General features: G+C 68.2%; 8 protein-coding genes. 5 read left to right on the plus strand and 3 right to left on the minus strand.

All coding sequences use genetic code 11. The features are described 5' to 3' along the window. Positions 1–111: 111 nt before the first annotated feature. The gene (locus ACLHIH_RS02595; protein ID WP_411315150.1) at positions 112–1,326 is read right to left on the minus strand and encodes a phosphotransferase family protein; all 1,215 of its coding nucleotides are present in this window, start codon (positions 1,324–1,326) and stop codon (positions 112–114) included. An 18-nt stretch (positions 1,327–1,344) separates the two neighbouring features. Then, on the minus strand, positions 1,345–1,686 hold the full coding sequence (locus ACLHIH_RS02600) for a hypothetical protein (RefSeq protein ID WP_411315151.1): 342 nt from the start codon (positions 1,684–1,686) through the stop codon (positions 1,345–1,347). A gap of 321 nt (positions 1,687–2,007) precedes the next feature. On the opposite strand from ACLHIH_RS02600, the gene ileS reads away from it, so the two are divergent. From ileS to ndk, 4 genes are read left to right on the plus strand one after another with little or no spacing between them, the layout of a single operon-like run. Then, the gene (gene ileS / locus ACLHIH_RS02605; RefSeq protein WP_411316294.1) at positions 2,008–5,331 is read left to right on the plus strand and encodes an isoleucine--tRNA ligase; all 3,324 of its coding nucleotides are present in this window, start codon (positions 2,008–2,010) and stop codon (positions 5,329–5,331) included. After that, complete coding sequence (locus tag ACLHIH_RS02610; RefSeq protein WP_411315152.1) at positions 5,324–6,715, plus strand: bifunctional folylpolyglutamate synthase/dihydrofolate synthase; 1,392 nt, start codon at positions 5,324–5,326, stop codon at positions 6,713–6,715. The genes ileS and ACLHIH_RS02610 overlap by 8 nt, the downstream gene beginning before the upstream one ends. Next, on the plus strand, positions 6,715–7,179 hold the full coding sequence (locus ACLHIH_RS02615; protein WP_411315153.1) for a DUF4233 domain-containing protein: 465 nt from the start codon (positions 6,715–6,717) through the stop codon (positions 7,177–7,179). Before ACLHIH_RS02610 ends, ACLHIH_RS02615 begins: the two co-directional genes overlap by 1 nt. Continuing rightward, entirely contained in the window at positions 7,176–7,592 is a 417-nt protein-coding gene (gene ndk / locus ACLHIH_RS02620; protein ID WP_411315154.1) for a nucleoside-diphosphate kinase, read from the plus strand. Before ACLHIH_RS02615 ends, ndk begins: the two co-directional genes overlap by 4 nt. Before the next feature lie 37 nt (positions 7,593–7,629). On the opposite strand, the gene ACLHIH_RS02625 is transcribed toward ndk, so the two are convergent. Continuing rightward, entirely contained in the window at positions 7,630–8,229 is a 600-nt protein-coding gene (locus tag ACLHIH_RS02625; protein ID WP_411315155.1) for a vitamin K epoxide reductase family protein, read from the minus strand. Positions 8,230–8,640: 411 nt separating this feature from the next. On the opposite strand from ACLHIH_RS02625, the gene ACLHIH_RS02630 reads away from it, so the two are divergent. Continuing rightward, a complete protein-coding gene (locus ACLHIH_RS02630; RefSeq protein WP_411315156.1) occupies positions 8,641–11,367 on the plus strand; it encodes an Rne/Rng family ribonuclease in 2,727 nt (908 codons plus the stop codon). The last annotated feature ends 86 nt before the right edge of the window (positions 11,368–11,453 follow it).

Consider the following 11,453-nt stretch of genomic DNA (forward strand, 5'->3'; position numbering starts at 1 on the left):
GTGGTCCCGATCGGGAACCTCTGTGCATTCATGGTGCGAAGCGCGGATGAGACGAGCAGGGGGCAGACGGTGAGAGGCCTCTCATGTTCGGACGGATGTCTCGGAACCCCGTCATCCGGCGGCGAGGATCTCGTCGGCCAGAATCTGGTCGACGAGGTCGAGGGCGGTCTCGAGGGGGATCGTCGTCGAGAGCGCGTGCCCGAGGAGGTGCACGGCGGCGATTGCGGCGACACGCCGAGCGAAACGGGGGCCCCGAGTCGTCCATCCCTCGCGCACGGTCGTCGCGAGGGCGTGAACTCGGTCGGCGGATGCCGCGTCTCCCCGGGCTCGGCGATGACACGCCGTCGCCTCGAGGTGCGCCCACAGGGCCGCGGCATCGTCGGCGGGGTCACCGAGGCCCGCGGTGTCGATGTCGAGAACGCCCGTGACGGTGGTCGGGCGGCGGGGATCGACGAAGATCTGCCCGACGTGGAGGTCTCCGTGGATGGTCACGAGGGCCTCCGGAGGTCCGGCGTCGGAGGCGATCGCTCTGATGCGTGCGCACACGGCCGAGACGGCAGCGGGCGTCGACGGTGTTCCGGGCTCGACCACCGCACGGCTCACCCGATCCTCGTACCAGTCGAGGCGGGAGAGCAGCGACGGCCGAGCGGGAGTCGGGCTCGTGACCTCGGCGATGCGCCGAGTGAGGCCATCGATCGTGTCGAGGAGGTCGTGCTCGGAGATCTCGTCGAGCACGGTCGAGAGCTCGACTCCCCGCAGGGCCTCGATGGCGACGAGTCCGTCGGGAGCCCACGCGATGATCTCGGGCGCGGGGAGTCCGGCTGCGATCCACGCTCGATGGCGGTCGACGAGGGCGTCGACGACCCCGGGACGCACGACCTTGAGAAAAAGCACGCGCTCGGCCGTCGTCATCCGGATGACCGCGCGCTTTCCCGGCCGGTACGCCACGACGGACAGCGTCAGGTCGATCGCGTCGACACCGAGGCGCTCGAGCAGGAGCGCCGCGGCATCGGGGTAGACGGCGGCGGGAAGAGTCGGGAGGGCCGGATCACCGGGATAGAGCCACACCGTCGCGGTGCCCCCCTCGTCGTCGGAGAGCACGAGCACTCCCGGTCGGGACTCCCCGGGGCCGCCCTCTCGAGGTGGTGCGGTCTCGACGTAGAGAGAGACCGACGAGGTCACGCCGTCGTCGTCTCGCCATCGGACGGCGTGGCCCGACACCGTTCCCGAACCGCTCGGTTCCACCTGGATGAGGTGCGCGCTCTCTATCGTGCGACCGAGAGACTCGGCCACCGCGTCGAGAACAGCGGCGGAGTCATCCGTCACAGCGTGGCCGATCGGGGATCAATCGTCGTCATCGTCGTCGTCGTCGTCGTCGTCATCGTCGTCGTCCGGTTGCTGTGGTGCGACGGGGGCGGGGGGAGGAACAGGCACCGGGTCCGCCGCGGGGGGCGGCGCCGGATCGAGCGTCGGCGAGGGTGTCGGAGTCGGGCTCGGTGACGCAGTGGGGGAGGGTGTCGGGCTCGGGTCGGGCTCGGTTGGCGCGGGACTCACGAGGATCGGATCGACACCGCGATCCTCGCCCGCGCGGTCCGCGGGCATCGTCGCGCCGATCGCGAGCACCCCGACCACGAGGAGCGCGCACACGACGATCGCCGTGGCGACGAGTCCCACGGTGCGACGCATGTCGCCATCCTGCCGGTCTCGATCGCTCGGGGCCAGAAAGATGAGAACCCTCTCATCCGCGATCGCCGTAGAATGTCATCACACGCATCGATCCGGCCATCACCGGGGAGCTTTCGGAAGAGCGGCGAACCCTCGCGGGGAGCCGGGTAGAACCGAGCGGGACTGGCCCGTCACAGCCAACTAATGAGCGGTCGACGAAACTCCCTCGCGGAGCAGAGCCGGCAAGCGGGGTGGTACCGCGATGAATGACAGCAACGGTCGTGCATCGTCCTCGTGACAGATCGTGTCGGCGACGACACTCGGCCCGTCCAGGAGATCCGCTTGTATCCGAAATCGCATGAGCCGTCGACGCCGGCGAGTCCCGTCGTGCCGTCACCGAGCTTTCCCGACGTCGAGCGCGGCATCCTCGCGTTCTGGAAGCGCGACGACACCTTCGCGGCGTCGATCGAGAACCGCGAGGGCTGCAGCGAGTGGGTCTTCTACGACGGCCCGCCGTTCGCCAACGGGCTCCCGCACTACGGGCACCTCCTCACCGGGTATGCGAAAGACGTGTTTCCGCGATTCCAGACGATGCGAGGCAAGCAGGTGCACCGGCGCTTCGGCTGGGACACCCACGGTCTGCCCGCCGAGCTCGAGGCGATGCGCCAGCTCGGAATCACCGAGAAGCACGAGATCGACGACATGGGGATCGCCGCGTTCAACGACGTGGCGCGACGCTCGGTGCTCGAATACACCGGGGAGTGGCAGGACTACGTCACCCGCCAGGCTCGCTGGGTCGACTTCGAGAACGACTACAAGACCCTCGACGTGACCTTCATGGAGTCGGTCGTGTGGGCGTTCAAGCGCCTCTACGACTCCGGTCTCGCCTACGAGGGATTCCGCGTGCTGCCCTACTGCTGGCACGACGAGACGCCGCTCTCCAACCACGAGCTGCGCATGGACGACGACGTCTACCGGATGCGTCAAGACCAGACCGTCACCGTGACCTTCCCGCTCGACGGGCCCAAGGCCGAGGCTCTCGGTCTCACGGCGGTGCGCGCCCTCGCGTGGACGACGACTCCCTGGACCCTCCCGACGAACATGGCGCTCGCGGTCGGCCCCGACATCGAGTACTCGGTCATCCCGAGTGGTCCGCTCGGTGCGGGAGACGGCTCGGCGGAGGGCGTCGCGTCGTATCTGCTCGCGTCCGCGACGGTCGCCGCGTACGCGAAGGACCTCGGCTACGCGAGCGCGGATGCTGCGACATCCGCTGTCACTCGCACGATCGTCGGGCGCGAGCTCGAGGGCGTGCGGTACGACCGCATCTGGGACCACTACGCCGACACCGAGAAGTGGGGCACCGAGAACGCCTGGCAGATCCTCGTGGCCGACTACGTCGCCACGGGGGAGGGCACGGGCATCGTTCACCAGGCTCCCGCCTATGGAGAAGACGATCAGCTCGTGTGCGCCGCGGCGGGTATCCCCGTCATCATCTCGGTCGACGAGGGCGGGCGATTCCTTCCACTCATCGAGGAGGTCGCGGGCCTCCAGGTCTTCGACGCCAACAAAACGCTCGTGCAGTCGCTCCGGGCGGCGGGTCGCCTCGTGCGGCTCGCGAGCTACGAGCACAGCTACCCGCACTGCTGGCGATGCCGCAACCCGCTGATCTACAAAGCGGTTTCGAGCTGGTTCGTGCGGGTGACCGAGTTCCGTGACCGCATGGGCGAGCTCAACCAGGGCATCAACTGGGTTCCCGACAACGTCAAAGACGGCCAGTTCGGCAAGTGGGTGGGGGGCGCGCGCGACTGGTCCATCTCGCGCAATCGCTACTGGGGGTCGCCGATCCCGGTGTGGAAGAGCGACGACCCCGCCTTCCCGCGCATCGACGTCTACGGCTCTCTCAGCGAACTCGAGGCCGACTTCGGTGTCGTTCCCCGCAACGCCGAGGGCGAGCCCGACCTCCATCGCCCCTTCATCGACGAGCTCACGCGCCCCAATCCCGACGACCCCTCGGGCCGGTCGACGATGCGGCGCATCGAAGACGTACTCGACGTGTGGTTCGACTCCGGCTCGATGCCGTTCGCCCAGGTGCACTACCCCTTCGAGAACGAGGAGTGGTTCGAGGCCCACAACCCCGCAGACTTCATCGTCGAGTACATCGGGCAGACGCGAGGGTGGTTCTACACCCTGCACACGCTCTCGACGGCTCTCTTCGACCGCCCGGCGTTCTCCAACGTCGTGAGCCACGGCATCGTCCTGGGCTCCGACGGCCAGAAGATGTCGAAGAGCCTCCGCAACTATCCCGACGTGAGCGAGGTCTTCGACCGCGACGGTGCCGACGCGATGCGCTGGTTCCTGATGTCGTCGTCGGTCATCCGCGGTGGCAACCTCGTGGTGACGGAGGAGGGCATCCGCGAGTCGGTGCGGCAGTTCCTCCTGCCCGTGTGGAACACGTGGTACTTCTTCACGCTCTACGCCAACGCCGCGTCGGCCGAGGGTTACGACGCCCGGTGGCGCACCGATTCCCCCGACGTCCTCGACCGCTACCTGCTCGCGAAGACGCGTCGACTGATCGTCGACGTCGCCGCCGAACTGGATGCACTCGACACCCCGACGGCGACGGCACGGTTGCGCGAATTCGCCGACATCCTCACCAACTGGTACGTGCGGCGAAGCCGTGATCGCTTCTGGTCCGGAGACGACAAGGATGCCTTCGACACGCTCTACACCGTGCTCGAGACGCTGTGCCGCGTGGCGGCTCCCCTCATGCCGCTCGTCGGCGAAGAGATCTGGCGAGGCTTGACCGGCGCAAGGAGCGTTCACCTCACGGACTGGCCGGATGCCTCACTCTTTCCGGCCGACGACGAACTCGAGTCGACCATGGACAGGGTCAGGGAGATCGCGTCGGCGGGGCTCGGTCTGCGCAAGGCCACGGCCAAGCGCGTTCGACTGCCCCTCCCGAGCCTCACGGTCGTGTCGAGCGCACCCGAGGCCCTCGGCCGTTTCGGCGACATCCTGCGCGACGAACTCAATGTCAAGGCCGTCGTCGTGAAGCAACTCGAGGAGTCGAGCATCACCGAGTTCGGGATCACCCGGAAGCTCACCGTGAACGCCAAGGCGGCGGGACCGCGCATCGGCCGCGACGTGCAGACCGTGATCCGCGCCGCCAAGGCGGGGGACTGGTCTGCCGACGGCGACGTCGTGACGGTCGGGGGGATCACGCTCGAAGCCGGGGAGTTCGACCTCGAACTGCACTCGGCCGAGAGCGACCACGCCATCACGTTCCTCGGCGACGGCGGCTTCGTCATCCTCGACATCCAGGCGACGCCCGAACTCGAGGCCGAGGGGCTCGCGCGCGACCTCGTGCGTGCCGTTCAGGATGCACGCAAGGCCGCGGGCCTCGCCGTGAGCGACCGCATCGACTTGAGTCTCACGTTCGCTTCGAGCGACGACCGCGACGGCGTCGCGGCGCACGAGGGGATGCTCGGTGACGAGACCCTCGCGGCCGTCACGACCGCGGCCGTCGAGCCCGGCGAGATCGACGCCGCCGTCGCCGTGTCGGGGCGCGCGGGCGCCTACCGCTCGACCATCCCGGCGAATCGATACGCGAACCGCGGATCGATCGTCGTCGAACTGTCCGTTCGCGGAAAGGGAATCGATGTCTGATCACGAACTGTCCGACGACCCGGAGCTCGGCGACGAGGCGCTCTTCCAGCCCGCGGCCGATCGCGCCTATCAGGACCTGCTCGGACGCATCGGCGAGGGCAACCCGCAGCCGCGACTCGCGCCGACGAGACGGGCGCTCGAACTCCTCGGGGACCCCCATCGTGCGTTTCCGATGATCCACGTCACCGGCACGAACGGCAAGACGAGCACGAGCCGCATGATCGAGAGCATCCTCCGCGCCCACGACCTCCGCACGGGGCTCATGACGAGCCCGCACCTCGTGAGGGTCAACGAGCGCATCGTCATCGACGGCACCCCGATCTCCAATGAGGCATTCGCCGCCAATTGGGACGACATCGCCCCGTATCTCGCGATGGTCGACACCGAACTCGAGGCGGCAGACGACGCGCCGCTGACGTTCTTCGAAGCGCTCACGGTTCTCGCCTTCGCGAGTTTCGCCGACGCCCCCGTCGACGTCGCCATCGTCGAGGTGGGCATGGGCGGCGAGTGGGACTCGACGAACGTCGCCGACGGCCAGGTCGCCGTCTTCACCTCGATCTCCCTCGACCACACCGAGCGGCTCGGTTCGACGATCGAGGAGATCGCGCGTACGAAGTCGGGCATCATCAAGCCCCTCGCGAGTGTCGTGACCGCGGCGCAGACGCCCGAGGCGAACGCCGAGCTCGTGCGCGCCGCCGAACTCACCGAATCGACCATCGCCGTCGAGGGGGAGCAGTTCGAGCTCACGAGCAACGCGGTCGCCGTCGGCGGGCAGGTCGTGAGTGTTCGGGGGCGGGCGGGCACCTACACGGATGTCTTCCTGCCGCTCTTCGGCGATCACCAGGCGCACAACGCGGCCGTCGCCATCGCGGCCGTGGAGTCGTTCCTCGGTGACGGCTCGCGCGCGATCGTCGGGGATGTGCTCGCGGAGGGTCTCGCGACCGTGACCTCGCCGGGGAGGCTCCAGGTGCTCGGCGTCGAACCGAGTGTCATCGTCGACGCCGCGCACAACCCCGCGGGTGCGGCATCCCTCGCCGCCGCGCTGCGCACCTATTTCACGTTCGACGACATCTGTTTCGTCGTCGCGGTGCTCGACGAGAAGGACGCGACGGGCATCATCACCGAGCTCGCTCCCGTCGCATCGCGGTTCCACGTGACGACGTCGAGTTCGCAGCGCGCCCTCGAGGTGGATGTGCTCGGCGACACCGTCTCCGGTGTCGTCGGGGACGAGGCGACCCTCACGTTCGATTCCGTCGCCGACGCGGTGGAGTCCGCTCGGGAGTGGGCGGGCGACGACGCGCGGCGCGCCGTCGTCGTGACCGGCTCGATCACCCTCGTGGGCGACACGATCGCTCTCGCCGACGCGGGCGGATGGGCGCGCTGATGGCGGAGCGCCCCGCGCGCGCGCCACGGCGGGCTCGATCCGCGACGGAGTCGCTCCTGTCGATCGTGCTCGTGCTCGAGGCCCTCCTCGTGTTCTTCGTCACGCTCGTCGTGTTCGCTCTCGATCGCGTGTCGGCACCCGTCGCCTTCACCGCGGGGGGTGTGTTCTTCGTCGTGGTTCTCGCGCTCGCGAGGTTGCAGAGATTCTCGTGGGCGATCGTCGTCGGGCACGCGGTGCAAGTGCTCCTCATCGCCGCGGGCCTCCTCGAGCCCCTCATGTATCTCATCGGCGCTCTCTTCGCCGCGCTGTGGGTCTACTGCTTCGTGACCGGGCGCAGGCTCGACAGGCGGAACGCCGCGATCGCGGCGGAGTACGACGAGCACCGATCAGACCACTCGACCACTCCAGACCGCCCGACCGACACAGACCAGCCAGATCAAACCGACTCGAAGGAGAAACAATGAGCAGCATCGAAGAGACACTCGTCCTCATCAAGCCCGACGGGGTCGTTCGCAATCTCACGGGCGAGATCCTCCAGAGGATCGAAGCGAAGGGCTACCAGCTCGTCGACATCAAGCTCGTGCACGCCGATCGCGAGTTGCTCGCGAAGCACTACGAGGAGCACGTGGGCAAGCCGTTCTACGAGCCTCTCGTCGAGTTCATGGAGTCCGGGCCGGTCGTCGCCATCCGACTCACGGGCAACCGCGTCATCGAGGGGTTCCGCTCCCTCGCGGGAACCACCGATCCTACGACCGCGGCTCCCGGCACCATCCGCGGAGATCTCGGACGCGATTGGGGCCTCGCCGTGCAGCAGAATCTCGTCCACGGGTCGGACTCGGTCGAGTCGGCCAGTCGCGAGCTCGCTCTCTGGTTCTGACACCCGGGAGCGGCGGCCGCCATCTCCGGGACCGGCGTCACAGATAGTCGAGAACGTCGAGCCTGAGCTGGGCCACGACGGCGACCGCGAGGTAGCTCAGAATCGTCACGAGGGGCAACCAGGTCATGAGTGTCGCCGCTCCCGAGCGCACTCGGGTCGGGGCGGGGACGATCCCCGCGCGAACACTGTGCGCGAGCACGGCGTAGAAGAGCGGGATCGTCACCGCCCAGACGACCATGCACCACGGGCACAGCGTGCCGAGCACGAAGATGCTCTGGCCGATGAGCCACAGCACGAAAGCGAAGGCGAGTGTCACGCCCACGGTGAAGAGTGCCCAGAACCATCGGGCGAACCGGCCGCCCGCGAGAACACCGACGCCGACCGCGATGACAGCGGTGAACCCCGCGATCCCGAGGAGCGGATTCGGAAACCCGAACACCGCGCCCTGGGGGGACTCGAGATTCGCGCCGCACTGCACGAGAAGACTGAAATCACAGGCGAGAACGGCACGGGGATCCGCGAGCGACGCGATCCGCTCGACCGTGAGAGCGAACGCGGCGACGAAGCCTCCGGCTCCCGCGATCACGAGAAACACGGCGAGGCCGAGCGGTCGTCGGTGATGGCGATCAAGGGGCATCGTCGGATTATGGCACGCGTCGGATGCGGCATTCCGAGCGCTCCGTGCGATAATTCTCAGCAGTCGTCGGAGCCGCGCTCCGCCGATGCCGAAGAAGGCTTTCCGGGCAGTGACCGGGCCGCTCGACAGTGAGAGCGTCGGATAGCGAGTTCCGAACACGCACGACCAAGACCAATGCACGACCAAGACCAGTAGTGACCAAGGCGGAAGCGAACCGAGCCAGAGGATCCGCGCACCACACCGTGCACCACGCACGAGGCGCGACGACGGCAGGCCGGAAGCAGACCGCGAGAATTAGTGGGGAGTGACGCGAGGAACGGCGGCGACGTCGTGCATCCCTGTCACGAACCGCGCGAGAGAAAGTACCCGTGATCAGCGCGGCTGATCGGGCGGGCTAGGAGCGCACCAGCAATGGTGGATGACACGAACGACACACCGCGCCGTCGCAGAGGGCTCTTCGGATCCCGGCGGGCGAAAGCGACACCCCCCACGCAGGCACCTCAGACGAGTGAGCCGACCATCGAGCAGTCGACCGTTCCCGCGCCGAGCGCAGAACTCGTCGACGCCGCAGACCCCACGACCGCCGAGAGCGAGACCGCGCCGACCGAGCGCGCGTCGACCTCGGCGGCTCAGGAGAGTGACACCGTGACAGACACCGATCCCACCGAATCCGGCACGCCAGCCGAAACGCCGACGAACGCGGAGGCGCGCGGCGAAGCAAACGCCGCCGAGGCACCCGAAGTACCCGAGCGCAAGACGCTGACTCGGCCGACGACGTCGCTGCTCTTCCAGGCCCCCGATCTTCCGGTCTACGTGCCGCGATCGAAGGGTCGGGATGACTCCCGCCGTGACGACGACGACAGCGACGATCCGCGCAACGACGACGACGCGCCGACCGTGCGCCGCCGCTCGCGCCGTCGCACCGGCGAGGAGGACCGCGACTCCGGAGGCGGCAACCCGCCCAACACCGTCGTCAAGGTCCGTGCGCCTCGCGCGCAGCCCGAGCCGAGCAACGAGCCGCAGCGGGTCAAGGGCTCGACGAGGCTCGAGGCCAAGAAGCAGCGTCGCCGCGACGGGCGTGACGCCGGTCGGCGTCGTCCGGTCATCACCGAGGCCGAGTTCCTCGCGCGACGCGAGAGCGTCGATCGCGTCATGGTCGTGCGCTCCAAATTCGGTCGCATCCAGATCGGGGTACTCGAAGACGGCGTTCTCGCCGAGCACTACGTCGCCAAGGCACAGGACGCGAGCCTCATCGGCAACGTCTACCTCGGCAAAGTGCAGAACGTGCTCCCGAGCATGGAGGCGGCATTCGTCGACATCGGTCGTGGCCGCAACGCCGTGCTGTACTCGGGCGAGGTGGATTGGGATGCCGCGGCCGAGAACTCTTCGGGCGGAAGTGTCGCCCGCCGTATCGAGCTCGCCCTCAAGCCGGGGGACACCGTTCTCGTGCAGGTGACGAAAGACCCGGTCGGGCACAAGGGCGCGAGGCTCACGAGCCAGGTGTCGCTTCCGGGCCGATACCTCGTCTACGTTCCCAACGGGTCGATGAACGGCATCAGCCGCAAGCTCCCCGACACCGAGCGGGCGAGACTCAAGAAGATCCTCAAGGAGGTGCTTCCCGAGAACGTCGGCGTCATCGTGCGCACGGCGGCAGAGGGGGCGACCGACGAGCAGCTCACCCTCGACGTCAACAGGCTCACCTCGCAGTGGTCGGCGATCAGCGCGCTCACCGAGAAGGCCGTGTCGCCCGCGCTCCTGCACAGCGAGCCCGATCTGCTCGTGAAGATCGTGCGCGACGTGTTCAACGAAGACTTCCAGAAGCTCGTCATCGAGGGCGACGACGCCGAAGCGACGATCCGCACCTATCTCGCGGGCGTCGCCCCCGACCTCATCGATCGCATCGAGAAGTACGAGGGCACGGCGGACTCGTTCGACGAGTACCGCATCTCCGAGCAGATCGAGAAAGCGCTCGATCGCAAGGTCTGGTTGCCGTCGGGAGGATCGCTCGTCATCGACCGCACCGAGGCGATGACGGTCGTCGACGTCAACACGGGCAAGTTCGTCGGTTCGGGCGGAAACCTCGAGGAGACCGTGACCAAGAACAACCTCGAGGCCGCCGAAGAGATCGTGCGTCAGCTCAGACTGCGTGACATCGGCGGAATCATCGTCGTCGACTTCATCGACATGGTCCTGGAGACCAACCGCGACCTCGTGCTGCGCCGCCTCGTCGAGTGCTTGAGCCGTGACCGGACCAAGCACCAGGTCGCCGAGGTCACCTCGCTCGGTCTCGTGCAGATGACGCGCAAGAAGCTCGGTCTCGGGCTGCTCGAATCGTTCAGTGAGAATTGCGAGGTCTGCGCGGGACGCGGGATCATCGTGCACCACGACCCCGTCACCAAGCACCGTCAGACCCCGCAACCCGAGACCGGACGCCGCGGGCGCAAAAACGGGTCGTCGGGGTCATCGACGTCGGGGTCTGCCTCGGGCGGCAAAGCCAACGGGGGAACCCACGCCATCACCGACGACGTGCGCAACGCCCTCGCGAAGATCGCGACCTCCACGATCGCGCCCGCCACCGAGTCGGCAGCCCCGATGTCGGATGGCGCGGAGTCGGCGGCGTCGAACCCGACGGTCGATGCGGGTGCGACATCCGATCCGGTCTCGAGCGAGGTCGTGTCGAGCGACGCGTCGTCGAACGACGGGAGTTCCGGCACGCCCGCCGAGACGACCGACACCCCGGCAAGCGGTGCGCCCTCGAAGAGCGGCAGCCGACGAGGTCGGGGTCGCTCGGGGAAGTCTTCGAATCAGGCCACGGATGAGGTCGGAGCACAGCCCTCGGCGGGAAGCGCCACGGCTCCTGCTCCCGACGCGACCTCTGCGGAGGCCACCGCGGCCGCCGCCGAGACGGTGACGATCGCGGCTGCGGAGACCGCCGCGGCGATCCTCGACATCCCCGTCGCGAAGAAGCAGCAGCGCGCCCCTCGCGCGATGTCGCCGCACGACGCGGAGCAGATCCTCGACTCGGTGCTCGACGCACTCCCCGAGCCGAAGAACCCGGGTCAGGGCCGCGCGCGCACCTCGCGCCGCGCCTCGTCCGCCGGCACGGTCTCCGCACCCGTCGAGCCCGACGCCCTCTAGAACACGCCGGAAGGCCCGGCCCCGCGCCGCGACATGCGCGGGGCCGAGCCGTCGGGGTCAGGCCCGAGACCGCCTTTAGGATGGTG

It is taken from the genome of Marisediminicola sp. LYQ134 (genome assembly GCF_046599635.1).
In the GTDB taxonomy this organism is placed as follows: Bacteria; Actinomycetota; Actinomycetes; order Actinomycetales; family Microbacteriaceae; genus Marisediminicola.

Excerpts from the sequence above, each read along its gene's own strand:
- ACLHIH_RS02600 (WP_411315151.1), bottom strand. The coding sequence starts at position 1,686 with ATGCGTCGCACCGTGGGACTCGTCGCCACGGCGATCGTCGTGTGCGCG.
- ACLHIH_RS02610 (WP_411315152.1), top strand. The coding sequence starts at position 5,324 with ATGTCTGATCACGAACTGTCCGACGACCCGGAGCTCGGCGACGAGGCG.
- ACLHIH_RS02615 (WP_411315153.1), top strand. The coding sequence starts at position 6,715 with ATGGCGGAGCGCCCCGCGCGCGCGCCACGGCGGGCTCGATCCGCGACG.
- ndk (WP_411315154.1), top strand. The coding sequence starts at position 7,176 with ATGAGCAGCATCGAAGAGACACTCGTCCTCATCAAGCCCGACGGGGTC.
- ACLHIH_RS02625 (WP_411315155.1), bottom strand. The coding sequence starts at position 8,229 with ATGCCCCTTGATCGCCATCACCGACGACCGCTCGGCCTCGCCGTGTTT.
- ACLHIH_RS02630 (WP_411315156.1), top strand. The coding sequence starts at position 8,641 with ATGGTGGATGACACGAACGACACACCGCGCCGTCGCAGAGGGCTCTTC.